A 24,127-nucleotide genomic window follows, 5' to 3' on the forward strand; every position below is an offset into this window, starting at 1 on the left:
GGTCCCGTGGATGCTGGCTGCCTCCGAAAAGCTCCATTGGCTTATTTTAACCCCGAATTGCGCCTGGCCGACACGAATAAACATTGCCAACACAATAATTGTCAGTAGAATAACTAAAATGGTGCTTTGTTAAGAAAAGTAAAATAATTCGGCATGAACAGTATAGAACAGGATAGTTAGCTGTTTTGAAATTGGCATTATTGCTTCAATAAATGTGCATTTTTTTAGTTAGATTTATATACTGGGTAAAAAAATGTAACGAGTGAACCTGAACCCAAGATGATGTATTTGAGGAAAAGCTTTTTGCTTCTGGCCGGGGCGGTAGCCGCTGCTTTGAGCTTCCAGTCGTGTAACAACAAGTCGGGAAGCGCCACGGAGGAAAAACTGCCCGAGCAGGTCAGTTATAATTTCGACATCAGGCCAATTCTGTCCGACAAGTGCCTGGCCTGCCATGGTCCCGATGCGAACAAGCGCGAGGCCGGGCTACGCCTAGACGATCCCGCGAGTGCTTTCGCCGCATTGAAGGATAATCCCGGGGCGCACGCCATCGTAGCCGGTAAGCCCGAGCTTTCGCAGGCATATCTGCGCCTGACGACCGAAGATACATCACTGCGCATGCCGCCACCCGCTTCCAATCTCAAACTTACCCAGCGGGAGATCGACCTCATAGGCAAATGGATCAAACAGGGTGCCAAATACGAAAAGCACTGGGCATTCGTGGCACCGAAAAAGCCAAAGCTGCCCCAGGTAGACCACAAGGATTGGCCCAGGAACGATATTGACTATTTTATTCTCGAAAAGCAGGAACAAAAAGGATTGGAACCGAGCGCCGAAGCAGACAAGGAGCGTTTGCTGAAACGCCTCTGCCTGGATCTGAACGGCTTGCCGCCCAGCCTGCAACAAATGGACGAATTCCTGGCCGACAATAGCCCGGACGCCTATGAGAAAATGGTAGATAAATTACTGGCCAACCCCGCATACGGGGAAAAAATGGCGGTCCATTGGCTTGATCTCGCCCGTTATGCCGACTCACACGGTTACCAGGACGACGGCTACCGTACCCAATGGCCCTGGCGCGACTGGGTGATCCACGCCTTCAATAAAAACATGCATTATAATGACTTTGTGACCTGGCAACTGGCCGGCGACCTGCTTCCCAACTCGTCCAAGGAGCAGTTGCTGGCAACGGGATTCAACCGGAACCATAAAATCACTGAGGAAGGCGGCGTAATTCCGGAGGAGTACCGAATTATGTACGTCACCGACCGTAACGACCTCTTTGGAAAAGGATTGCTGGGCGTAACCCTGGAATGCGCACATTGCCACGACCACAAGTACGACCCGTTTTCGCAAAAGGAATATTACCAGATGTTCGCGTTCTTCAATAATGTGAACGAGGTCGGGATAGAATCGGTGATCGGTGGACCGGAAACTTACGCGAAAAAGCCGTTGATGGAGATCACCGACAAGGATGTGAAAGAGATACTCACATTCATTAACAAGCCGGATACCAACCAGTTGATCGTGTCGGTAATGGGCGATCTGGACACGCTGCGCAAGACTTACGTCCTCAAACGCGGTGCTTACGATGCTCCGGGCGAGGAAGTGCAGGCAGGCACGCCGACCGCTATCCTTCCTTTCGACGAAAAATATCCCAAAAACCGCCTCGGCCTCGCGCAGTGGCTGTTTGATAAACGCAATCCGCTGACAGCCCGGGTGTACGTGAACATTCTCTGGCAGGAGTTCTTTGGGAAGGGTATCGTCAAAACCTCCGGGGATTTCGGCATGCAGGGCGAATTGCCCACGCATCCAGCATTGCTCGACTGGCTCGCCGTCGATTTCATGGAGCATAACTGGGATATCAAGCGGTTCGTAAAGCAAATGGTGATGTCGGCTACTTACCGGCAATCGGCCGTAGTGACGAAAGAGCACCTGGCGCGCGACCCCGACAACGTGTACCTCGCGCGGGGGCCGCGTTACCGCATCCACGCGGAGTTCGTAAAAGATCTCGTCCTTGCCAGCAGCGGCTTGCTCAACCGTACCATCGGCGGACCGAGCGTGAAGCCCTACCAGCCCGCGGGGCTTTGGGAAGGCGCCACTTCCGGACGTGGCCTGCTCTCGGTTTACAATCAGGACCATGGTGCCAGCTTGTATCGCCGTGGCATGTACACGCTCATCAAGCGCACCGTGCCGCCGCCTACGATGGCGATTTTCGATGCGAGCAACCGGGATTTGTGCGAGGTAAGACGCCTGAAAACGAACACCCCGCTGCAGGCGCTGGTGATGATGAACGACCCGACCGTGCTTGAAGCGTCGCGCGTGCTGGCCTCGAAACTGTTGCAGGAGAAAAGCAGCACCGAGGATAAGATCACCAGGGCGTTCAGGCAGATCGTTTGCCGTAAACCAAGCAGGAAAGAACTGGATATCCTGACGGGCTATTATCAAAAGGAATTGACGGAAATGAAGCCGGAAACGGCCGGTAAAATGATCTCGGTTGGCGAATACCCGCTCACCAAGAATGTCGATAAAAAGGCATTGGCCTCGCTGATGCGTGTCATTTCCACCATTTATAATCTCGAAGAAACCATCACGAAATCTTAACGGCATTCGGCTGTCGGCAATCGGCTGTCGAATAATGTGATGTTGTAATACCATAGGTGCAGTAATTAAATAAACGCGGACGGCTGATTGCCGAATGCCGGAGTCAAAAAATGGAAAAGGAAATCATTGAACACGGATTCAGTTTTAACAGACGGCGCTTTCTTTCCACGATGAGCCTGGGGATAGGAAGCGTGGCGCTTGGCTCGCTGCTGATGCCCGACCTGTTGAAAGGAGGAGGTTTGGAGGAGGAAGGGCTGGCGCCCGGCATCCCGCATTTCGCGCCCAAGGCCAAACGGGTGATTTACCTGTTTCAGAACGGTGCACCTTCGCAGCAGGAGCTCTTCGACTACAAGCCGAAACTCCGTGAAATGTTCGGGCAGGAAATTCCGCCGTCGGTGCGTGGTACGCAGAGGCTTACCGGCATGACGGCCAACCAGGCGTCGTTCCCGCTGGTGGGATCTTTTGTGGATTTCAAACAATACGGCCAGTCGCAGGCATGGGTGAGCAACCTTCTGCCTTATACTTCCAAGATCGTCGACGATTTGTGCATTATAAAGTCTATGTACACCGAGGCGATCAACCACGACCCCGCATTGACATTCCTTCAAACCGGTTCACAGCAGGGCAACCGGCCGAGTATGGGCGCCTGGCTGAGCTACGGACTGGGTAACGAAAATAAAAATCTGCCGAATTTTACGGTATTGCTCTCGCGCGGCGTGGGAAACGGGCAGGGGGGTTTATTCCAAATTATGGTCGAACGGCTTTCTGGATTCGGTGCACCAGGGCGTTCAGTTCAGCAAAGGGGAAGACCCTGTGCTTTACCTGCGCGACCCGGACGGGATGGACCGCAAGGAGCGCCGCGAAATGCTCGACAAGCTTTCGGAATTGAACGAATTGTCCTATCAGGAATTCGGCGATCCGGAGATTACCGCCAAGATCAAACAATATGAAATGGCCTACCGCATGCAGACAGCCGTGCCGGAGGTAATGGACCTTTCCAAAGAGTCGGACGATATTATCAAGCTGTATGGTCCCGAATGCCTGGTTCCGGGTACGTACGCGGCCAACTGCCTGCTTGCCCGGAAGCTGTCCGAGAATGGCGTGCGGTTTGTGCAGCTTTATCACCAGGGCTGGGACCAGCACGGTAACCTGCCGTTTGAAATCACCAAACAAGCCATGGATGTAGACCAGGCATCCGCCGCATTGGTAACCGACCTGAAACAGAGGGGATTGCTGGACGAGACACTCGTGATCTGGGGCGGTGAATTTGGCCGCACCAGTTACACCCAGGGCAAACTTACGGCCGATAATTACGGCCGCGACCACCATCCGCGCTGCTTTACGATCTGGATGGCCGGCGGGGGCATCAAGCCCGGTATCGTTTACGGGGAAACCGACGAGCTCGGCTACAATATCGCTAAAGACCCCGTGCATGTCCATGACTTCCAGGCGACGGTTCTGCATCAGCTTGGCCTGAACCACGAAAAGCTCGTATTCAAGCATCTGGGACGTCGTTACAGGCTTACGGACGTTTCGGGAAAAGTGGTGAAGGACATTATCGCCTGATCCGTTAAGTGTTTTATCATCGGTCAATTTTTTGGTGGAATTCTAAATGCATTTGAAACTCAGGGTTTTCGCGGAACAGTTACTAGTTGCTTCCAATATTTTCATATTGTTTTTACTGCTCTTCGAAAGCAAGCTCGTCATTCCGGCCTGGCTGCAGACCATCGGCCGGATGCACCCGCTCATCCTGCATTTCCCTATTGTGATCCTGCTGCTGGCAATGCTGCTGGAATTCTTCCGCTTTAAGCCGGAGTACGCGTCCAATGCGTTTTATCGCAACTTTCTGCAAGGCTTGTTGCTGATAGGCGCACTGTTCGCGGCGGTGACGGTGATTATGGGCCTGTTTTTGTCCCGCGAAGAGGGCTATGCGGGCGATACGCTGACTTACCACAAGTGGACCGGCGCGGGTATCTTCTTTTTCGCCTCGATAATTTACTGGATAAGAAATGCGAAATGGTATAAATCGGTTGCTGCCAGGGCAGGGGCGTTGCTGGCGGTGGCGGCACTGGTATTGACCGGCCATTATGGCGCCGCGCTCACGCATGGGAGCAATTTTATTTGGGAACCCATTTCAAACCAGCGCGAAATAGCGGAAGTGCCCCTGGACCAGGCGGTTGTTTATACGAACGTGATCAAGCCTATTTTCGAGCAGAAATGTACGAGCTGCCACAATCCCGACAAACTGAAAGGCGAACTGGGGCTTACCGACCCGCGTTCGATCGTGAAGGGCGGCAAATCAGGCAAGCTGATCGTTCCCGGTAATCCGCAGATGAGCCTGCTGCTGCAACGGGTGCATTTACCCATGGAGGAAAAAAAACACATGCCGCCGTCGGGCAAGGCCCAGCTTACGTTACAGGAAATCTCATTGCTTACATTATGGGTAAAGCAAAAAGCCGATTTCACTAAAAAACTGACTGATTTACCTGTTTCCGACTCGCTGAGGATCCTTGCAACGGCCTATTTGCAACCACAAAACCAGGAGCAGGAATACGATTTTGAGGCGGCCGACGAAGAGAAGGTCAAGGCATTAAATACCGATTATCGCACGATCCTGCCGCTCGCGCGCGAATCTCCGGCGCTGGCGGTGAATATTTACAATGCGTCGGCTTACAATGTGAAGCAGCTCGACGAACTGGAAGACATCCGCAAGCAGGTTATTTCCTTGAATTTGAATAAAATGCCTGTGAAGGACGCGGACATCAAGAGTATCGTGAAATTCGAAAACCTGCGTAAGCTCGACCTGAACTTTACCGACGTCACCGCAGCCGGGTTGAAAGATCTCGCGGTTTTGAAGCATTTGCAAAACCTGACCTTATCGGGCACCGGCCTGGATCTGAATGGCTTGAAAGGTCTGCTGCCTCAGTTAAAGAGCGTTAAAACGGTCGCTGTCTGGGATACGAAACTGTCGGCGGCCGATGTGCGGCAATTACAGGAGGCAAATAAAGGCGTGAACATCATCGGGGGTTTCAAAGACGATGGCAAGAACCCTTTGAAGCTCAACCCGCCGCAAATGAAGAACGCCTCGCCGATTTTCGCCGAGTCGCTGATCGTCGACATTCAGCACCCGATCAAAGGAGTGGATGTACGTTTTACGATGGACGGTTCTGAGCCCGACAGCGTGAAGTCTCCGGTGCTCGATCATAAAACGGTGATCCGGGGCAATACCACCGTTCGTGCCAGGGCCTTCAAAAATGGCTGGTACGGCAGCGATATGGTTACCTTCGATTATTATAAAAGCGCCTATAAGCCCGACAGCGGCACAATGCTCGCCCCGCTGAACCGTGTGCATCAGGCCGATGGGGTAAAGACTTTTTTTGATCACAAATTGGGTGTTATCGGAGCTAACAATCCCGCCTGGGCCAACAACTGGGCGGGTGTTAGGAACAACGATATGGCATTCGTTTCCGAGTTCAAAAAGCCGGTTATGCTTTCCTCGCTGGGTGTTCGTTACATGGTGGAGGAGGATACGGGCATTTTCCCGCCCGAGCTGGTCGAAATATGGGGCGGTACTACCCGGGATAACATGAAGCTGCTCACCAAATTCAAGGCGCCTATGCCTGTGAAAGGGGAGAGGGCCTCATTGCGGAGCGTAACGGGCAGTTTTAAGCCACAGCAGGTCTCCTACATTAAAATCGTAGCCAAACCGCTGAGCAAAATACCCGACTGGCATCGCAGCAAAGGTAACCGGGCGCTATTGCTGGTGGATGAAATGTTCCTGAATTAATGCGAGATTACGCTTTGCTTACCCTGCGCCACATTTCCGCACAGGCGCGTGCATTGTGATAGGGACATTTCCAGAAATTGATCTTGTCGCCCTTAACCGGCGTTCCGTCTTCTTTGACAGTCCCGAACCATTCGCCGCGCTCGTGGTCTATAAATTCATCGACAATGTAATCCCAGCTCTTTTCAGCCCTGGTTTTAAACTGCGGATCTTTGGTGAGCTGATAGGCATTGTAAAAACCGACAAGTTGCTCTGCGACAACCCACCAGCTCCGGTCGGTTTGGGTATGTTTGGTTTCGGGGTCGTATTCGTAGTTCAATGCGCCGTCGGGACCGAGGCCCTTCAAAGCGGCGGAGGCCATCGCAACCGACTTTTTCTTCATCCGCGCGATCAGCTTTTCATCGCGCAGTATTTCGGCCGTTTCAAAAAGCAGCCATGAAGCTTCGATATCGTGACCGAAGGAAACGATACGGTCCTTTGCTTTCCATTTCTCGTCAAAGAACAACTGCATTGTTTCTGTCTGCGGATTGACGATATGCGTAATAATCGCGTCGAGCATTCCGGCGGTCTGTTTTTTTAGACTGGCGTCCGGCCATACGCTGTACAGGTTCGTATAGGCTTCCACCAGGTGCAAATGCGTATTCATGCTCTTGATCCACGGGCTTTTGCTCAGAATGTAATCGTCGGTATTCGACCAGTCACGAGCAAATGCCTCGCGGTAACCGCCATTAACCGGGTCGAATGCATGTTTTTCGATGATTTCGAAAAGCGACTGTGCTTTCTCGAGTGCGGGTTTGAAGTGGGTGATGCGGTAATATTCGGCCAGGCCGTACATTGCGAACGCGTTGCCGTAAATCTGCTTTTTCGTTTCCAGCGGCGAGCCGTCCGCATTCACCGACCAGTATACGCCGCCATGTTCGGGATCAAAAAAATACCTGACCAGCTGCTGGTAGGCGCGGTCGGCCAGCGTAAGGTACCTGGGTTCTTTCAGCAACCGGTGCGCCAGCGAGAATGTCCACAGGATACGCCCGGTCAGCACCACCGATCGCGGCGAGTCCTTCACAGGCTGGTTTTCATAATTGACCCGGCCGTAAAAACCTCCTTTTTCAGGATCGGGCCCGTATTTTTCCCAATAATCGAGAATAGCGATGAATTCTTTTCTGAATGCTTCGGGGGTAAATGCGGCCATGGCTCCGGGTTGTTTTTTAGGAAAAAGCAGCCACCGGGGAGATCATACTTGTTCCGGTGTGCGTAGCATCCTTAGCAAACAAAAGAGCTATTTGTTCGACAATCTGCGAATTTCGGCGGTCTGATGACCTACATGATCCGGCTGAATTGCCCATCGTCAGGTATTCACCTAGGTTTTTAATCGAAGAATAGTGGTTTGCCAGACATAAAAAAACCTGATGCGCATTGCATCAGGTTTTCCCGGGCGGGCTATCCGTTAGTCGCCCTGGTTTTCCTCCTGGCTCTCGTGGTTGTCGCCGCCCAGGCTGTAATAGTTGTTTTCCTCGTCTTCCCGGCCGATTTCTTCGTCGTCATCGTCGTATTCCGAGCCAGGCACGTCCAGATCGTCGCCGACCATATCGTCTTCGAACGATCTTTCGTTCCATTCGTCCGAATCGATTTCGACAGCACGTTTGGCGCGGGAGGGATCTTCGGGATCTATATCCGGGTCAATGAGCCCCTGCCGGTAAATATCTTCATTAGCCGGATAGTTTCCGGGAAGGTCATCGTCATATAATTCGTCGTCATCATCGTATGGGCCCATAGTCGTAATGGTTAAGTGGACTAAAAAATCAGGTAGTCAGTTTTCCTGTTTCCGGATATTGGTTAAAAAAGCATTCCTGCGGCATTCCTTCGGAAACCCGGCGTTAGTCAGGTTATAAAACAGCCCGCCGGCGCTTTTACCTAAAATAAATGTTTTTCACCCAATTTTACGATTTGCATGCAAAGAAAATTAATGCGGTCAACCGGCGCCCTGGCAATGCTGGCGGCAGCCGCGGCGCTGTTTGGTTACCGAAACGAAACCCTGACCCGTTCCGAAAAATCCCCTCTTTACACTCCCATCGAAGCAAAAGAACTGAAACTGCCCGCCGGCTTTTCGGCGACCATACTGGCTACCGACCTGGGTGCTACCCGGCATATGGCGGTGGGTAAAAACGGCGACATGTATGTAAAGCTTTCCAAACTTAAAGATGGCAAAGGCATTTACCTGTTGCGCGATACCAACGGCGACGGGGCGATCGACGAGCAGAAACTCTTCGGCGATTATCCCGGCACCGGCATCGCGATCAAGGCCGGCTACTTGTACAGTTCCTCCAATAAAGGTGTTTTCAGGTATAAATTAAATGAAAAGGACGAGATCATCGATTTCGAAAAACCGGAAACCATCGTAAGCGGGCTGGCCGATCACGGCCGCGACAATGCCAAACCCGTCGCGCTCGACAACGCGGGCAATATCTATGTAACGGTGGGTTCCTACAATGACAATTGCCGGGCCGCAGGTTCGGCCAAAGGCATGTCGCCCTGCACGATCCTCGATTCGGCGGGTGGTATCTGGCGCTTCAAAGCCGGGCAGCTTAACCAGCAGTTTTCCGACGGTACCCGTTACGCCACGGGCGTGAAAAATGCCGTCGGCATCGATTGGGACAATAAGACCAATGCACTGTATGCGACATCACATGGCCGGGGCAAGTTCGACGACATGTATCCGCAATATTATACTCCCAAACACAGCGCCGAGCTGCCCTCCGAAACGCTTTATCGTTTGAAGGAAGGCGACGATGCCGGCTGGCCGTATATTTATTACGATCATTTTCAGAACAAGAAAATGCTCGCACCCGAGTACGGCGGTGACGGCAAAAAGACAGCGGGCGAAAAGGCGGTAGACCCGCTGGTGGCGTTCCCTGCGCACCTGGGGCCGAATGCATTGATGTTTTATACAGGCAATATGTTTCCCGCACGCTATAAAAACGGTGCCTTTATCGCCTTTCACAGCCAGTCGGCGGAGTTGAAAAAGGGTTATATGGTCGCATTTGTACCGTTCGTGAACGGTAAACCGGGCAAATGGGAAATTTTTGCGGATAACTTCGCGGGCACCGATCTGGTTAAACCCACAGGGCCTATCCAGCACCGTCCGTGCGGGCTGGCACAGGGGCCCGACGGCGCCCTGTATGTGACCGACGACCTTAACGGCACTATTTTCAAGATCGCTTACAGGATGAAGTAACCAAAGGCGGTACTTTACGATGGTATCGCGAGGGACGTAGTTTTGTGGGAAAACAGGATTGCCACAGGTATGCGAGCGCCCGCCCGCATACTTGTGCGCTTAACGGGTCGTCTACGATTTGAGTAAAGTTGCGAACGCCCGCACCGGGAACGTTCCGACGCCCTTGAACCCTGGCGGAACCGCGCTGAACAGGTACCCGGAAGCCGGCAGTTTTTCGAGGTTGCACAAATGCTCGACGATCAGGATTTCGGCGCCGAGCAGAATGGTGTGCACGGGCCGGCTGTTGCCGCGGGTGTCGTCGATATTATGGCTGTCGATGCCCACCAGCTTTACGCCGCAGTCGCGCAGGTATTCGGCTGCCTGGGCTGTCAGGAACGGATGATTTTCAAAATAGGCTTCGGTATTCCAGTTTTTCGACCACCCTGTGCGTACGATAACCGCCTTGCCACGGATTTCGAGATTCCTGAAAAACCCGGTGCCGATTTCCGACACGCCGGTTGCGTCGACGGTCACTGCTTCCAGGTTTGCGAATGCGTCCAGTTCGACTTCCGAAAGGTCTTTCCCATGCCCGTAGCGGTGAAAAGGACAGTCGATGTAGGTGCCGGTGTTGCTTACCATTTCGATCTTTCCGATTTGAAATTCGGTGCCCTCCTCGTACCTGCCCCGGGATTCCTCCCGGCTGAGAAAATCACAAATGGCCGGGGCGGGAAGGCCTTTGTAGGTAACCAGCCCGTCAAAGATGGTATGGCTCAGATCGACCAGTCGTTCCGGCAACAGCTGGTCGATGGGCTGGCGCTTGTGCTTTTCCTGAATGTAGTATTTATTGAGGATACTGACTTTTCCGACCATCAGCAAGCGGAGGTCTTTTACAATATAATCGGCCAGTTCGGCATCGGAAATGGTTTCCCCGGCAATATCGAGCCGAAAATCCTGTCCCTGGATGCCGCCGCCGTTGGTAAACTCGATGTCAAAATCAAAAACTACCCTGTGATCCATTATGCGTTTGTCAAACATCAGAAATCCGTATCCGCCTTATCGAGTTTCTCCTCTTTGATCCAGATATTGCGGTAATAGACGTCGTGCCCTTCCGATTGCAGTTTCAGGCCGCCGGGCGTGTCGGTAATGCCTTTGCCGCCGTCGTTGCCGCCATCGATTCCCGAATTAGGACCGCCCCACACCTGGCTGATCTTCTGATTGGTGTGTACTTTTTTGCCGTTGAAATACAAAGTGACCATCGGCTGTTCTACCAGCTTGCCGTCTTTGAAACGCGCGGCGCGGAAAAGGATATCATACGAATTCCATTTCCCGATCCCGTTATAGGCATAATAGGGTGATTTGGACTCATTGATCACCGCCGCCATTCCATGGGAGGTGGTATCGCCGTCGAGCACCTGGATCTCGTAGCGGTTTTGCAGGTAAACGCCGCTATTACCACCCGGTTTAGTGATCAGAAACTCCACATGCGCCCGAAAGTCCCTGAATTGCTTCTTGGTAACAATGTCGGCTGCCCCGTACAGTCCGCCGGCGGAGGCGGGATCATTGCAATTGATTACCGTTCCCTTGTCGATAGGATCGTTTACCACCGTCCATTTTATCGGAGGTTTGGCGGCAAAGCGCGGGCCTTCCCAGTAGACCCATTTTTCGTCGAGCATTTTGCGGCTGCCGTCAAGATACACTTCTGCGCCTTTGGGCGGCTTCGCGCCCACGCCTACCTGTCCATATGCGAGTCCTGTAAAAGCCAGGGCAGCGATGGCCTGGCCGAGGATTATGCGTTTCAGTTTTGGAAGATTTCCGTTCATTGTTGTGGTTTGTTTGAGTATTGGTTTGCGCCGGAAAATGGCTCGGCAACGGATATAAGAGGCGGTTTTTTTAGAATTACTCGCCCACGACGGTTTTCCCTCATAATTTCTCTTCGAACAGCTTTAAAATCCGCTTGTACTCGTCGGTCCATGACGATGCTTCCACAAACGCGTGGTCTTCCATAGGATAGGAGGCCAGCTCCCAGTTATTTTTACCCAGCTCGATGAGCCGTTGCGAGAGCCGCACCACGTCCTGGTAATGCACATTCACATCGACCATCCCATGACAGATCAGCAAGTGACTGTTCAAACCGGCGGCATGGTAAATGGGCGAACTTTTGCGGTATGCCAGGCTGTCGGCCTGTGGTTCGTTGAGGATATTGGCTGTGTACGACTGGTTATATGCAGCCCAGTCGGTAACGGGCCGCAATGCCGCGCCTGCCGCGAAAACATCGGGCGTGGTGAAAAGCGCCATCAATGTGATAAACCCGCCATAGGAACCACCGTAAATGCCGATCCTGGCGGGTTCGATCCCATAGGTTTTGACAAGCCATTGGGCGCCGTCGGTATGATCGGTGAGGTCTTTGCCGCCCATGAAGCGGTAAATGCCCGTGCGCCAGTCACGGCCGTAGCCCGAGCTTGCGCGGTAGTCCATATCCAGGACCGTATAGCCTTTGTCGGTGAGTAAGTTATGGAACATGTATTCTCTGAAATACTGGCTCCACCATTTGTGCGCATTCTGCAAATAGCCCGCCCCGTGGACGAATATCACCGCTTTGCCGTTCGATCGTTTCGGTTCGTATACCCTGGCGTAAATATCCTGTCCGTCGCCCGCCCTGATAGTCACTACCTTCGCCTCCCGCCAGGGATAGGAGAGAAATTCGGGAGAAACGGAATGCGTAACCTGCACCGGTTGCGCATTCTTTGCGATCCCGTTTTCCAGCAGATAGAGCTCCCAGGGCCTATTGCTTTTCGAAAACCGGATGGCGAGGTTCTTTTCGTCGGGCGACAGGGTCATCTCGTGTGCGCCGGGCGTATGCGTGAGGCGCGTCCGCGGGCCGCCCGCTGCCGGCATCCGGTAAATGTGTTGCTCACCCGGATGTGCTTCGTTGGTAATCAGATAGAACGTCTTTTTGTCTTTCGAAAGTACTACGTTCTGTACTTCGAACCGGCCGGAGGTCAATGCGTTTTTCTTCCAGGTTGCGATATTAAGCGAATACAAATGCGAGTAACCGGTGGCCTCGCTCTGAAAGTAGATTGTCTGATCGTCGAGCCAGCCGATTTCACCGGCCGCCTGCGGGTAGCTGCCAATGCCCGGCCCGCCGATCCAGGCCTCGTCGCGCTGACGGTCGATAAGTTTTAATCCGGACGTCGAAGGATCGAACGTCATGATCCAGCGGTCCTTGCTATCCAGCGAACGGATTACCACCACGGCATTCCGGCCATTCTCCGACCAGAATGGTCCGTGGAAAATGACCTTGCGTTCCTTTTTCTTCCAGGCGGAATCCTGTTTGGGATAATCTTTCAGATAATCGGGTTTGTCGTAAATGCCGGGAATATCGGTAGTTGTTACTTTCCGGGTAGTGTCCTTTTTAATATCGTATACCCAGAACTCTGTTTCCGATTCGGGCGCACCTACTTTTGTTCTGGCCGGAATCTCCTCGGTGAAACCGCTTTCCGTCACATAATTGGGCACAATCGTCGACTTGGCATCTTTATCGCGTCGGGTAAGCCGGTAGGTGACAAACCGCCCGTCGGGACTTACCTGCTGGTTCGATACCTGCTTATCTCCAAGATAAATTTCCCTGGGACGCCAGGGTTTGCCGGCGTCCGTAATCTTTTTGCCCGCATCTTTTTTGTCTTTTCTTTCTTTCAAAACTTCAAATATGGCCAGCTGATCGGCTTTCAGGAACTTTTCCTGCTCGCCGGGCTTGCCGTCGGCCTTCCCGGTTCCCGTCTTGAAATCCGTAAGCTGGCTTACGAGCCCCGACCCCAGGCCGATGCTGAAAAGATTATCGCCTCGCTCGAAAATGACGGCACTTTCATCCCCGCTGAATGCCGGGTTGGTCTCGCGTTCGGTAGTATTGGTAAGCTGGCGGATAGTGAAGTCCTTATAGTCGATCACAAAAATGTCGCCATTCTTTTCATATGCGCGCAGTGAGCGATTGCGATTGTAAACACCGCTTCTGCCGGGGATCCGCCGCCTGTCGGCCGGGGACACTTTACTGATCTTTTTCGCAGCCAGCGAATAGGCATAGAGCGAATCGGATGGGTTCTTGTCCGGGTTCCAGTTGAAATACACTGTTTTGGAATCGTCGGCCCAGGTAATATCGGTAGGGGAAGTTCCCATCCACATTTTCGGATCGCGCATGATTTTCTCGACGGTAAGGGGCGTCAGGGATTGGGCATTGAGGTTATTGATAAAGAAAAGTGAAGCGAAAAAAATGAATTTGTTAAAATGGTTCATGTTTGAAATTATGAAAATGCAATGCTGTCAGCAAATTTTCTTCCCGGAAGGGGGCCGCTTTGATCAGGTGGATTATTGTTCGTCCCAATATACGAAACGTTACGTTTCCCGGCAGAATAGGCGCCTTGTTTCGCATTGCTTTAAAATTGAAATGCTATTTTTGGACACGATGACGACCATATACTCCTTACTTTTCTGCACAGCCTTTGTTTGGGCCGCTTCTTCATGCACTACACCGCAAGGCTCCGTTCCTGAAAAAGGGGTCTCATTCGCGCTGAACGAATATCGCAGGCAACATATCGACAGTATCCGCTATAAAATCGAGCTGGACATTCCGTTGGGGAAGACGGCCGGAATCATGGGTAAAGAGACGATCACGTTTCATCTGAATGCCCTGGATTTGGCGCTGGTGCTGGATTTCAATGCGGATGCGGGCCATTTGCAGGAGGTTCGGGTGGGCGGCCAAAAGATCGGATACCGGTTTGTGAATGAGCATATCGTCATCGAAGCGAGGTATTTGAACAAGGGCAAAAACGAGGTCAGCATCGATTTTACCGCGGGCGACCAGTCGCTGAACCGGAGCGACGACTATCTCTACACACTTTTCGTTCCGGACCGGGCTTCAACTTGTTTTCCGCTTTTCGACCAGCCCAACCTGAAAGCTTCCTACCAGCTAACGCTGAAAACGCCCGGTGACTGGGAGGCGGTTTCGAATGGGGAATTGGAGGCCCGCGGACAGGAAAAAGGCAGGCGTATCTACCGGTTCGGCGAAACGAAGCCGATCAGTTCTTACCTTTTTGCGTTTTCGGCAGGTAAATTTTTCAAAAAGAGCAAAGTGGCGGATGGCCGGGAAATGACGATGTACTACCGGGAGACGGACACGGCAAAAGTCAACCGTAACAGCGACGAGGTGTTCCGGCTTCATGCCCGGTCACTTGCCTGGCTCGAAGACTACACAGGCATCGGTTACCCTTTCGGGAAGTTCGATTTCGTATTGCTGCCTTCATTTCAATATGGCGGAATGGAACATCCCGGCGCTATTTTTTATAACGAACCGGCACTTTTTCTGGACGAAAACGCATCCGTCAATCGCCGGATGGCGCGTGCGAGCGTGATCGCCCACGAATCGGCGCACATGTGGTTCGGCGACCTGGTTACGATGGACTGGTTCAACGACGTCTGGCTCAAAGAGGTTTTTGCCAATTTCATGGCCGCGAAAATAGTCCACCCGAGCTTCCCTGAAATCGATCACGAGCTGCGCTTTCTGCTGGCACATTATCCTAATGCCTACGAAGTGGATCGTACGGCGGGCACCAACCCGATTCTGCAACAACTGGAGAACCTGAAAAACGCCGGAACCTTGTACGGGGCGATCATTTACATGAAAGCGCCCATTGTGATGCGGCAGCTCGAACGGAAAATCGGCCGGCAAATGATGCGGGAAAGCCTCCGCGAATACCTTGGAACCTACGCTTTCGGCAATGCCCGTTGGGACGATCTCATCGGCATTATCGACAAACGCACGCCGCAGGACATCGCCGGATGGAGTAATGTATGGGTAAAAACGCCCGGAATGCCAGAGTATGACATGGACGCGGGTAAACTGGTTCAGGCGAAGGATTCTGCGTCGGGGCGTGTGTGGGAGCAGCCTTTGGTTTTGAAATCTATTCAAAACGGCCGCCTGGTTTTTCCCAATAGCGATGGTGCTGGCTATGGTTATTTCAAAATGGATACGGCTTCCAAAGCGTGGTTCTTTGAGAATTATGGTAATGCAAATGCGGTGTCGTCCGATCCGGTTTTCAAGGGCGCGATGCTGGTGAATATTTGGGAAGGATTACTGCGCGGTGATGGACCGGCGCCGGAGCAGTTGGTGCATTACATATTGAATGCATTGCCCAAAGAGCATGACCCGCTGCTGGTCGATTACCTGCTGGGTAATTTACAAAGCAGCTGGTGGGTGTTCCTGAACGTCGGGCAGCGCGCAGCATATCAGGAGCGTGCAGAGCAGGTACTCTGGCAACTTTTAAACCAAACCAAAGACAAAGGCATTCAGACGTCCTATTTCCGTGCGTTCAAAGCGCTGGCAGAAACAGACGACGGCTGGCAGCGGTTGCATGGGTTATGGACGGGGAAGTTGCAGGTGAAAGGCCTTGCGCTTTCGGAAGAAGACAAAATCGCGCTGGCTTACGAGCTGGCATTGAAAGGGAAAAGCGACGGCAAGGCCATCCTGGACGAGCAGCTGAATGCCACCGGAAACCCCGACCGTAAAGCCAGAATGCAGTTTGTGATACCGGCATTGAGCCGGAGTGAGGCGGAACGCGATGCATTTTTCGAGTCGTTGAAAAAAGAAGAAAACCGGGAAAAAGAAGCCGGGTACTGGATGCATTGCTCTACCTGCACCATCCGCTACGGGCGCAGAGCGCGGTAAAATACCTGCGGCCGTCACTCGATCTGTTGCAGGAAATCCAGCTTACCGGCGACATTTTCTTTCCCACGCGCTGGCTGCACAATACATTCGCGGGCCATACTTCTCTGGAAGCGGCCGGTATTGTCCGCACTTTTTTGAAAGAGCATCCGGATTATCCCTACTTTTTAAAAAACAAAATTCTGCAAGCGACCGACCTGCTCGATCGTTCAGTAAAACTTTCTGCAAACCATGCCCAAAAAGAGCATTCCGCTGCATTATCTGGAAAATGAGTCGGGAATAGGGATTTCCATGCACCGGATCGACCGGATGAACCGGATGAATGCGCCCCACATGGACGCGCACCGCGACGACTATGGTAATTTCTTTTTTCAGGAAGACGGACGCGCGCGCCTGATGGTCGATTTTCGGGAAGTGGAGCTGGAAGGAAGCGGGGTGTTTTGTATCCTGCCCGGCCAGGTCCATTATCCTTTGCACACCGAAGGTTCCTACGGCTGGTTTCTGGCTGTGGATATGAGCCTGCTGGACGAGCATCACAGGTCGGTGGTCGACGAATATGCATTACACGGGTTTCCGGTGAGCGTCGACACCCGGCAGGCGGATATGCTCACACGCAGCCTGGGTTTGCTTTTGGATTTGTACCAATCGCCTGGCGAATACGGCCAGCAGGTGGTGCAGTCGATGCTGAAAACCTGCCTGGGCATTTTTACTTCGCTTTTTGAACGCGAGATCTTGCAGCAGACCGTGCAATCGCGGCCGTCGTCGATCACCACACAGTTTCGCAAACTTTTGTCACAGCATTTCAAAACAGTGAAAAGTCCTTCTGAATACGCGGGAATGCTCAACATCACATCGTCGTATCTGAATGAGGTGGTGAAAGAAACATCCGGCCAGCCGGTAAGCCACTGGATTCAGAATGAAGTGATGATGGAAGCTAAAAGGCTGCTTTATTATACTGATTTGAGTATTAAGGAGATCGCTTTCGGGTTGGGTTATGAAGATCACGCCTATTTTTCCCGGTTGTTTCGTAAAGTTTCGGGGCGGTCGGCGGGACAGTTCCGAAATGAATGCCGGAGATAGGGGGCGTGATTAAAACCGCGATTTATCCAATCATTCCCTGTCTTGCTCCCTTTATCCGATGCGCCCGCGCGTGTTGTTTTGTAAAGTAAAATTTCGGCTGGACCGTCAGCCAGGGAACAACACCAATCGCACGAAAAATGAACATCATCAAACAGAAAGCGCTGCACCTGCTCGAAACCGCCTTCGGCAAAACCGGGACCGTCCTGGCGATCAGGGCCTGGGAGCCCGCTACCTTTTTCGAAGTGGACGTCCACTTTCCCGATATGGATATGAGCGGCTGGAAACGCGTCCAGCATATTAAGGTACGCGTTGGCGAAGGCATTTACCGCGATTATACACCGGCCGGGTGGGACGCGGACATCCGCACCTGTACATTATACATCAATGCCGAACAGGATGGCCCGGGCGCGCAGTTGATCCGCTCGCTTCGCACGGGCGACCGCGTTACCTACGTAGGCGTGGGAGCAACCATGCACAGGCCGGCGGCCAATGGCGAAATGGTAGTGTTCGGCGATATGAGCAGCATAGGGCATTACCTGGCTTTGCAGCAACTGGCCGGCGCCCGGGAAATCAGCGGGGCCATCACCATCGCGCATGAAAATCACCGCGAGGAGTTTAGGGAATATTTCAACTGGAAAATCCAGCCGGTGAAAAAGAATGGCGACGGCGGGCTGGCCTCGATGCTCAAATGGACCAGCGACAGGCCGCTGGCCAATTCGAACATCTACATTTCAGGGCACATTCCTACCTGCATCCGCTTGCGTAAGGAGCTCAAAAAGCGGGAACAGCCGCCGCTTGGAATACAGGTCCAGGGATTCTGGTCATGATCAGTCGAAAATGCCGTTCATCGCAGTCAGAATGACCGGCTTGCCGTCCGTCACGACGATCGTGTGCTCGTGCTGCGCCACATATCCGCCGCGCGAGCCTACCAGCGTCCAGCCGTCACGATCCGCGGCGGCGGTGGAGGATAGCGTTGAAATGAAAGTTTCCACAGCCACGACACTGTTTTTACGGAAGCGGGTAGTGTTGTGGCGATCGTAATAGTTGGCGATTTCGTGCGGCTCTTCATGCAGGCTGCGCCCGATTCCGTGGCCCGTCAGGTTCTTGATCACCTTGTAACCCGATCTTTTCGCTTCCGTTTCGATCAAACGCCCGATATCGGCGATCCGGACGCCGCCCCTGATCTGCCCGAGCGCCTTGTTCAGAATGCGTTTGGAGGCATCGACCAGCTTCCCGTGACCGTGTATATCCCGGCCGAGTACGAACGAGCCGCCATTATCTGACCAAAACCCATTTAATTCGGCTGAAACATCGATATTTATAAGATCGCCTTCCCGCAACACCTTATGTTCCGAAGGCACGCCGTGGGCAACCTCGTTGTTGATGCTGATACAGGTCCAGCCCGGGAAACCGTAGGTAAGTTTAGGCGCCGACCTGGCCCCAAGGCTGTTCAGCATTTCTCCTCCGAACTCGTCGAGCTCCCGGGCCGTCATTCCGGGTTTGGCGTGCTCGCGCATGGCACGCAAGGTGGTAGCCACCGCCCGGCTGGCTTCCTGCATTCCTGTCAGTTCGTATTCTTTGGTAATAGACATACGTGAGTCGATATATTGATTAAGCGTTTCCCTTGCATTCTTCGCAAGGCCGTACTGGCAGGCCAAGCGCGGTCCCGGAAGGGACAAATCCGCTTATGGCCGTCGCGGCGTTACTTCGATATGCGTTTCAAGGTAACACTTAAAAATGGAAATGTTTCGGGAAATTTCGGCGGATGTCTCCGGCAATATACATCTTGCCTGCAAACTCGGCTAGTTGCCTTGCTGCGGGAAATATCTGACAAAATCGATGCCGATGCCGTTCGGGTCGAGAACAGCGAAATGCCGGTCGCCCCAGGGCTCGTCGCGGAGCCCGATCTGGATAGCCGTACCTTTTTGTTTCAATTCTTCGTAGAGCTTATCGACGTCGTCCACCTCGATAGTAAGGTACATTCCTTGTCCCTGAAACGCTTTGTGAAAAAGCGGTTGTTGTGAGGGATGGTCGGGCAGCAGGAAGCTGATTTCCGAACCGCGGTCCGGCGTGTGCAGCAACAGGTAAAATTCGTTTTCGAAAGTCACGCCGAATCCGAGGGTTTCGGTGTAAAATGCCTTGGTTTCGGCTAGTTTTGAAGTGATAATGCCCGCGTTCAGTTTCATTTTCTGTTTGGTTTGAGTGGATGAAATGGTTTGAGAGAAAGCGTTACAGCAGATGCACGCTAACGCGAATAGGGTGATGAGCCGTTTCATAATACTGACCGTTTTGTATTGTCGACGATACAAATTTCGGTTGGGGAAGGAAGGCTGTATTGTAAAAAACGGACAAAATCACCGCCCGAACGCCTTCCCGGGTGTCACGCCGTAAAGGTTTCTGAATTCTTTGATGAAATGCGCCTGATCGTAGTAGCCGTTTTCGTAAAAGAGCTTGTTTTCGCGCAGGCTCTGCCCGGAAGGTTTTGCGCGGAGGATGTTCTGGAAACGCACGACCTGGCTGAATGTTTTGGCCGAGTCGCCGATGTAATATTCGAACAACCTGCGCAGCTGGCGCGGGCTCAGGCCGGTATCGAGGTCTTTTTCGACATTCAACACGCCGTAATTTTGCAGGATAATGGATAATGCATGATAAAAACGGGGATCGTGGTTGAAGCCGACGCCGGCCGCCAGCCGGAGAAAGTAATTGTCCAGCCGTGCCGCTATTTGTTCCGTCGACAATCCGGCGCCGAAATCCGAGGAAATGAACCGGGCGGTTTCGGGTACCACCGCATCCAGGCATTCAAAGCGGTTGCTGAGCCCGGCGGCGTTGATTTTGAAGAGTTGGGGGAACATCGTGGGTAAAAATCGTACACCCACGTAGTTGAAACTGTTTTCGAGCGGGAATTCGGTGTACTTTTTACAAAATCCCATGACGAAATTTTCGGCGGGATTATCGAGCTCGAAAAAAATATCGATGCAGCCGTCGGCTACGACGCGGTAGGTAAATGGCTCATCGAGCCGAAGCGTAGTCCGTAATTGCCAGTAACAGTAAATAATGCCCTGCAAGGCCGGATCGGGGAGAAACTCCTGGTAAGTCACCCGCTCCGCCGACTGCCTGACGGTCGGTTGAATGGGTATGTACAACCCGCGGATATCTGGCGTTCGAAACATTCGGCTCGGGCCTTTTTAGGAGTTAGTGATGGGCTTTGATGATCTGTGTGGCACGGATTTTGAAATCTGATAAAAACATATTTATTTGTAAATCAATACTTTCACTCTGTTTGCTGCCGTTTATTAATTCTTTCCGGTGACAAAATCCGGGACATTTCGATTGCCATGCAGCGTTGAATTTAACACATACACAACTATGAGCAAAGCATTTGACAATCTGCGCCTGTATGCAGGCGTTGTGAAAAGGGTAGGCTACACACTCACGCTCGGCATGCTGCATTCCGGTTTCAGGGATGAGCTGCTGAAATTGTACAACAGTTGCAGTGGCCAGGAACCTTCCGGCGACGATACGCCGATGGACCCGTTTGTTATCCCCAAAACCGATGTTTTCGAACTTTTTGGCAACGATGCGGCTGCGTACGAAGGCGTATATGAGTGCGGCTTCGGGCATACCACCGAGTTCGAGCTCAAAGTAATCAGCAATCTGGTGAAAAAATGGAACCCCCGCCGCATTTTCGAAATCGGGACATTCCAGGGGAGGACTACTTTGAATATGGCGCTCAACAGCGGCAGCGACACCGAGATTGTAACGCTCGATCTTCCTGCGGGAGAGCTGGCTAGCACCAAAATGGATATCGAGGACGGAGAAGTGCGCTATGTAAAAAAAGAGGTTTCCGGTGAGCGCTTTATCGGGCACCCGGCCGCTTCCAAAATCCGGCAGGTGTTTGGCGATTCCGCTTCTTTTTCCTTCGACGAATACAAGGATTCGGTCGATGTGGCCTTCATCGACGGCTCGCATGCCTATGAATATGTGTTGAACGACAGTGAGAAAGTGTTCCCTATCATGCGGAAGGGGGGCCTTATCATCTGGCACGACTACACCAACTGGCCGGGCGTCTGGACGGCGCTTAACGAGCTTTACGAGCACGACAGCCGGTTCAGGGGCCTCAGGCACATTGGCGGCACCAGTATCGCGATTTTGACTTTATGATGCGGCGGAAGTAACGTATAGGAGCTATCGGTCTGTGAGAATATCCCGGGTTTCCATCAGGGCAAATCCCAGCAGGTTGAGACCCTTCCATTTCCGCGGGTCGGCGGCATGCGGATCGTCGGCGGCTAAACCGATACCCCAGACCGGATCCACGGGGCTCGCCTCGACCAGGATTCTCGCGCCGGTATTCAACAGGAACCCGCGGAGTTCGGGGTTTTGGCTGAATTTCTGAATACTGCCTTCGAGCACGATCGCGCACCGGTTTTCCATCCAAACCTCCTCCCGGAAGTTCTGGACCATTCGGCCTAGTGCTTTTGCCTCGCCGGGTGAATGACAGGCGATGATCTTGTCGCGCAATGCATCATTACCGAACACACGGGCCTTTTCGGCCATCATCCAATGCTCGGCGGTGCGATACTGTACGCCGCCAATTGTAAACGGCGCGTGCCACCATTGGCTTAGGCATGACCGGGTAATCAATCCGATCTTTGCGGGCTGGTGGCCCCAGAAATGAAGGAACTTCATTTTTGAATCCTGGTTTGACTTTTCCAGGAGCCATTCGAGATCGTATTTCATTGCGGCGGCACAGCGTTTGCCGTTTGATTTCCCGACCGGGATTTGCGGCACTATTTTTATAAATCGTTTAAAAAAAGAACAACTATCCTATGAGCAACAGAATCTTAACCGACGCCTACATCAAAGAGCTGGAAGCGGAGTACATTTCGACCCGTAAGTGTCTGGAACGCATTCCGGTGACCTTGTTTGACTTTAAGCCGCATCCCAGATCCATGGAACTGGGTTACCTGGCTCTTTTGGTTGCCGAGATCCCCCCTGTGGATCACTTTTATGGTGGAACAGGGCGAAGTCGATTTTGCCACTTACAAACGTTTTGAATTCACGACAACCGATGAATTGCTCGACCATTTCGAGGAGGTTTTCGACGGCGCCAAAAAGTCGTTGGCGGGTGCCAGCGACGATGACCTCGATGCTCCCTTCTATCTCAAACGGCAGGGCCAGGTGCTGTTCACCCAGCCCAAACGCGAGGGTATCGGTTCGACGATCAACCACTGGGTGCATCACCGCGGACAACTGACGGTTTATATGCGGCTGAAAGACATCGCCGTTCCGTCGATTTACGGCCCGTCGGCAGACGACCGCACATTCTGATCAGCGGGGAGGACCGAACCGGTCGAACTGTTCTTTTTTGAGCTCTTCGAGGATTTCCTTCGTCGATTCGAAACTGGTATGCTGGTAGGCCCTCAATCCCAGGGTTTTAGCCATATTGGCGAACATAATGCGGTCGTCGAAATACACGCACTGGCTGGGCGTTGCCTGCGCGATGCCCATCGCCAACTCGAAAATGCGCGGGTCGGGCTTGCGCATTTTTACCTCGCACGACGAAATGAATGCATCGAAACAGGTGTGTAGTTTGAACTTCTGAATGCGGTAATCGTTCAATTCCTTACCCTCGTTATTGATGGAAATGATCCGGAAACCGCAATCTTTCTTCCATTCTTTGAGCCAGGCCAGCATTCCCGGCAATTCCACGGACTGCGAATACATGAATTCCTTGAAATCCTCCCGCACAAAATCACGCGGGTGGTTGAATATCACGGTGTCAAGGTACTGATCGAGGTTGACGCTACCGATTTCGTACACATTGAATATGAAATTGTGGAGCTGGTCCATTTCCTTATAGTTGAGGCCGAACTTTTCGGCCGCCAGGATGCGGGACTCATGGCCCCAGCCATTGCTTAAAAGGACGCCGCCGATGTCGAAAAAGAGGATCTTGAGATCGCTGGTCTGCATGGAAAATATCTTAAAGGTTTGCCGTAAAGATGTGGGGATAATTTGTGATTTCCACTTGTATAATCAGAATTGGTTTCGAAAGTATGTTTGTCTGAAATCTGGAACAATCTTGTAGATAATTATTGACACATTTGTATTCCACTATCTACTCAAAGCTCCTTGACAATGATGAATGAAACTGTAAAACGCTACGAACGCATTGTTATGAACATTGGAGAACTAATTGAGATATCCGGGTATCGCAATGATTATCTGGCCGGTAAACTAGGGCTGACTACCGTCAATTTTTCGGCGAAGAAGAACCGGAAAACTTTCACGTTGGAAGAAATAAAGAAGTTGGCGGCAATTATCGACAACGAGGACGTACAGGATTATCTCATGGCTGCCGAAATGGATGAGCGGGAGGATGACGCGACCATTACCCACGAAGAGCTTTTTAAACGGATGGGATGGAAATAGTATACGCCGAAAGATTTTATAAGGAGCTCAGCAAATTGCCCGCCCGGGTTCAGCAGTCGGTGAAGCAGGTTTTGATAAAACTTAAAGCAGCAAGTAATCTGGAATCATCCGGCGTCGACTATGCGTTGATGCGTGGTAGAGCGAAAGGCGCCAAGTATTACAGGATTCGTGTCGGCGATTACCGGATAGGTGTTAAATACATTCATCCGGATATGATTGTGATCATCATTGCCCGACGCGGCGAGATTTATAAGCTTTCCTCCTGAGTAAATGGCAATCGGTGCCGATATTCGCATCGATTGCCAAGGCA

21 protein-coding genes and 1 pseudogene are annotated in these 24,127 nt (G+C 52.3%); 12 read left to right on the forward strand and 10 right to left on the reverse strand.

All coding sequences use genetic code 11. From position 1 onward, the window contains the following. Window positions 1-282: 282 nt before the first annotated feature. The 3 genes and pseudogenes from ABV298_RS23650 (at window position 283) to ABV298_RS23660 (ending at window position 6,388) form a co-directional block, all read left to right on the forward strand. On the forward strand, window positions 283-2,601 hold the full coding sequence (locus ABV298_RS23650) for a PSD1 and planctomycete cytochrome C domain-containing protein (RefSeq protein ID WP_353723235.1): 2,319 nt from the start codon (window positions 283-285) through the stop codon (window positions 2,599-2,601). A gap of 110 nt (window positions 2,602-2,711) precedes the next feature. Next, window positions 2,712-4,167: pseudogene (locus ABV298_RS23655) on the forward strand (DUF1501 domain-containing protein). A gap of 106 nt (window positions 4,168-4,273) precedes the next feature. Further along, window positions 4,274-6,388, forward strand: a complete 2,115-nt coding sequence (locus ABV298_RS23660) for a c-type cytochrome domain-containing protein (RefSeq protein ID WP_353718622.1) — start codon at window positions 4,274-4,276, stop codon at window positions 6,386-6,388. 7 nt (window positions 6,389-6,395) lie between these two features. On the opposite strand, the gene ABV298_RS23665 is transcribed toward ABV298_RS23660, so the two are convergent. Next, on the reverse strand, window positions 6,396-7,574 hold the full coding sequence (locus tag ABV298_RS23665) for an AGE family epimerase/isomerase (RefSeq protein WP_353718623.1): 1,179 nt from the start codon (window positions 7,572-7,574) through the stop codon (window positions 6,396-6,398). A gap of 255 nt (window positions 7,575-7,829) precedes the next feature. Beyond that, window positions 7,830-8,156 (reverse strand): hypothetical protein, encoded by a 327-nt coding sequence (locus ABV298_RS23670; RefSeq protein WP_353718624.1) that lies wholly within the window; start codon window positions 8,154-8,156, stop codon window positions 7,830-7,832. Window positions 8,157-8,333: 177 nt separating this feature from the next. On the opposite strand from ABV298_RS23670, the gene ABV298_RS23675 reads away from it, so the two are divergent. Continuing rightward, window positions 8,334-9,617 (forward strand): PQQ-dependent sugar dehydrogenase, encoded by a 1,284-nt coding sequence (locus ABV298_RS23675; RefSeq protein WP_353718625.1) that lies wholly within the window; start codon window positions 8,334-8,336, stop codon window positions 9,615-9,617. Between the two features lie 111 nt (window positions 9,618-9,728). Here ABV298_RS23675 and ABV298_RS23680 read toward each other — a convergent pair whose 3' ends face one another. The 3 genes from ABV298_RS23680 to ABV298_RS23690 all read right to left on the reverse strand — a co-directional run bounded on the left by ABV298_RS23680 (window position 9,729) and on the right by ABV298_RS23690 (window position 13,883). Next, on the reverse strand, window positions 9,729-10,613 hold the full coding sequence (locus tag ABV298_RS23680) for a cyclase family protein (protein WP_353718626.1): 885 nt from the start codon (window positions 10,611-10,613) through the stop codon (window positions 9,729-9,731). A gap of 17 nt (window positions 10,614-10,630) precedes the next feature. Further along, on the reverse strand, window positions 10,631-11,416 hold the full coding sequence (locus ABV298_RS23685) for a DUF1080 domain-containing protein (RefSeq protein ID WP_353718627.1): 786 nt from the start codon (window positions 11,414-11,416) through the stop codon (window positions 10,631-10,633). A gap of 100 nt (window positions 11,417-11,516) precedes the next feature. Further along, complete coding sequence (locus tag ABV298_RS23690) at window positions 11,517-13,883, reverse strand: prolyl oligopeptidase family serine peptidase (RefSeq protein WP_353718628.1); 2,367 nt, start codon at window positions 13,881-13,883, stop codon at window positions 11,517-11,519. 169 nt (window positions 13,884-14,052) lie between these two features. On the opposite strand from ABV298_RS23690, the gene ABV298_RS23695 reads away from it, so the two are divergent. The 4 genes from ABV298_RS23695 to ABV298_RS23710 all read left to right on the forward strand — a co-directional run bounded on the left by ABV298_RS23695 (window position 14,053) and on the right by ABV298_RS23710 (window position 18,215). Beyond that, the gene (locus ABV298_RS23695) at window positions 14,053-16,311 is read left to right on the forward strand and encodes a M1 family aminopeptidase (protein ID WP_353718629.1); all 2,259 of its coding nucleotides are present in this window, start codon (window positions 14,053-14,055) and stop codon (window positions 16,309-16,311) included. Continuing rightward, window positions 16,269-16,580 (forward strand): hypothetical protein, encoded by a 312-nt coding sequence (locus ABV298_RS23700; protein ID WP_353718630.1) that lies wholly within the window; start codon window positions 16,269-16,271, stop codon window positions 16,578-16,580. Before ABV298_RS23695 ends, ABV298_RS23700 begins: the two co-directional genes overlap by 43 nt. Then, the gene (locus tag ABV298_RS23705; RefSeq protein ID WP_353718631.1) at window positions 16,540-17,388 is read left to right on the forward strand and encodes a helix-turn-helix domain-containing protein; all 849 of its coding nucleotides are present in this window, start codon (window positions 16,540-16,542) and stop codon (window positions 17,386-17,388) included. The genes ABV298_RS23700 and ABV298_RS23705 overlap by 41 nt, the downstream gene beginning before the upstream one ends. A 137-nt stretch (window positions 17,389-17,525) precedes the next feature. Further along, window positions 17,526-18,215 (forward strand): hypothetical protein, encoded by a 690-nt coding sequence (locus tag ABV298_RS23710; RefSeq protein WP_353718632.1) that lies wholly within the window; start codon window positions 17,526-17,528, stop codon window positions 18,213-18,215. Here the strand turns inward: ABV298_RS23710 and map are convergent, their stop codons facing one another. The 3 genes from map to ABV298_RS23725 all read right to left on the reverse strand — a co-directional run bounded on the left by map (window position 18,216) and on the right by ABV298_RS23725 (window position 20,558). Further along, entirely contained in the window at window positions 18,216-18,980 is a 765-nt protein-coding gene (map, locus tag ABV298_RS23715) for a type I methionyl aminopeptidase (RefSeq protein WP_353718633.1), read from the reverse strand. Window positions 18,981-19,190: 210 nt separating this feature from the next. Further along, the gene (locus ABV298_RS23720; RefSeq protein ID WP_353718634.1) at window positions 19,191-19,574 is read right to left on the reverse strand and encodes a VOC family protein; all 384 of its coding nucleotides are present in this window, start codon (window positions 19,572-19,574) and stop codon (window positions 19,191-19,193) included. A 168-nt stretch (window positions 19,575-19,742) separates the two neighbouring features. Next, window positions 19,743-20,558, reverse strand: coding sequence for a helix-turn-helix domain-containing protein (locus ABV298_RS23725; RefSeq protein WP_353718635.1), 816 nt, complete (start codon window positions 20,556-20,558; stop codon window positions 19,743-19,745). Window positions 20,559-20,754: 196 nt separating this feature from the next. Between ABV298_RS23725 and ABV298_RS23730 the strand changes: the two genes are divergently transcribed. Beyond that, a complete protein-coding gene (locus tag ABV298_RS23730) occupies window positions 20,755-21,549 on the forward strand; it encodes a class I SAM-dependent methyltransferase (RefSeq protein WP_353718636.1) in 795 nt (264 codons plus the stop codon). Between the two features lie 24 nt (window positions 21,550-21,573). Here ABV298_RS23730 and ABV298_RS23735 read toward each other — a convergent pair whose 3' ends face one another. Next, entirely contained in the window at window positions 21,574-22,125 is a 552-nt protein-coding gene (locus ABV298_RS23735) for an NADAR family protein (protein WP_353718637.1), read from the reverse strand. A 240-nt stretch (window positions 22,126-22,365) separates the two neighbouring features. Between ABV298_RS23735 and ABV298_RS23740 the strand changes: the two genes are divergently transcribed. Beyond that, entirely contained in the window at window positions 22,366-22,716 is a 351-nt protein-coding gene (locus ABV298_RS23740; RefSeq protein WP_353718638.1) for a DinB family protein, read from the forward strand. Here the strand turns inward: ABV298_RS23740 and ABV298_RS23745 are convergent, their stop codons facing one another. After that, a complete protein-coding gene (locus ABV298_RS23745) occupies window positions 22,717-23,358 on the reverse strand; it encodes an HAD-IA family hydrolase (protein ID WP_353718639.1) in 642 nt (213 codons plus the stop codon). A gap of 165 nt (window positions 23,359-23,523) precedes the next feature. Here ABV298_RS23745 and ABV298_RS23750 point away from each other — a divergent pair, with 165 nt between their 5' ends. Beyond that, window positions 23,524-23,817, forward strand: coding sequence for a hypothetical protein (locus ABV298_RS23750; RefSeq protein ID WP_353718640.1), 294 nt, complete (start codon window positions 23,524-23,526; stop codon window positions 23,815-23,817). Next, a complete protein-coding gene (locus ABV298_RS23755; RefSeq protein ID WP_353718641.1) occupies window positions 23,808-24,083 on the forward strand; it encodes a hypothetical protein in 276 nt (91 codons plus the stop codon). The genes ABV298_RS23750 and ABV298_RS23755 overlap by 10 nt, the downstream gene beginning before the upstream one ends. Window positions 24,084-24,127 lie beyond the last annotated feature (44 nt).

The organism is Dyadobacter sp. 676 (genome assembly GCF_040448675.1).
In the GTDB taxonomy this organism is placed as follows: Bacteria; Bacteroidota; Bacteroidia; order Cytophagales; family Spirosomataceae; genus Dyadobacter.

Coding starts and splice junctions, on each gene's coding strand:
- ABV298_RS23705 (WP_353718631.1), top strand. CDS start 16,540: ATGCCCAAAAAGAGCATTCCGCTGCATTATCTGGAAAATGAGTCGGGA.
- ABV298_RS23650 (WP_353723235.1), top strand. CDS start 283: ATGTATTTGAGGAAAAGCTTTTTGCTTCTGGCCGGGGCGGTAGCCGCT.
- ABV298_RS23675 (WP_353718625.1), top strand. CDS start 8,334: ATGCAAAGAAAATTAATGCGGTCAACCGGCGCCCTGGCAATGCTGGCG.
- ABV298_RS23720 (WP_353718634.1), bottom strand. CDS start 19,574: ATGAAACTGAACGCGGGCATTATCACTTCAAAACTAGCCGAAACCAAG.
- ABV298_RS23685 (WP_353718627.1), bottom strand. CDS start 11,416: ATGAACGGAAATCTTCCAAAACTGAAACGCATAATCCTCGGCCAGGCC.
- ABV298_RS23665 (WP_353718623.1), bottom strand. CDS start 7,574: ATGGCCGCATTTACCCCCGAAGCATTCAGAAAAGAATTCATCGCTATT.
- ABV298_RS23730 (WP_353718636.1), top strand. CDS start 20,755: ATGAGCAAAGCATTTGACAATCTGCGCCTGTATGCAGGCGTTGTGAAA.
- ABV298_RS23670 (WP_353718624.1), bottom strand. CDS start 8,156: ATGGGCCCATACGATGATGACGACGAATTATATGACGATGACCTTCCC.
- map (WP_353718633.1), bottom strand. CDS start 18,980: ATGTCTATTACCAAAGAATACGAACTGACAGGAATGCAGGAAGCCAGC.
- ABV298_RS23755 (WP_353718641.1), top strand. CDS start 23,808: ATGGAAATAGTATACGCCGAAAGATTTTATAAGGAGCTCAGCAAATTG.
- ABV298_RS23725 (WP_353718635.1), bottom strand. CDS start 20,558: ATGTTTCGAACGCCAGATATCCGCGGGTTGTACATACCCATTCAACCG.
- ABV298_RS23750 (WP_353718640.1), top strand. CDS start 23,524: ATGATGAATGAAACTGTAAAACGCTACGAACGCATTGTTATGAACATT.
- ABV298_RS23710 (WP_353718632.1), top strand. CDS start 17,526: ATGAACATCATCAAACAGAAAGCGCTGCACCTGCTCGAAACCGCCTTC.
- ABV298_RS23735 (WP_353718637.1), bottom strand. CDS start 22,125: ATGAAATACGATCTCGAATGGCTCCTGGAAAAGTCAAACCAGGATTCA.
- ABV298_RS23745 (WP_353718639.1), bottom strand. CDS start 23,358: ATGCAGACCAGCGATCTCAAGATCCTCTTTTTCGACATCGGCGGCGTC.
- ABV298_RS23695 (WP_353718629.1), top strand. CDS start 14,053: ATGACGACCATATACTCCTTACTTTTCTGCACAGCCTTTGTTTGGGCC.
- ABV298_RS23690 (WP_353718628.1), bottom strand. CDS start 13,883: ATGAACCATTTTAACAAATTCATTTTTTTCGCTTCACTTTTCTTTATC.
- ABV298_RS23680 (WP_353718626.1), bottom strand. CDS start 10,613: ATGGATCACAGGGTAGTTTTTGATTTTGACATCGAGTTTACCAACGGC.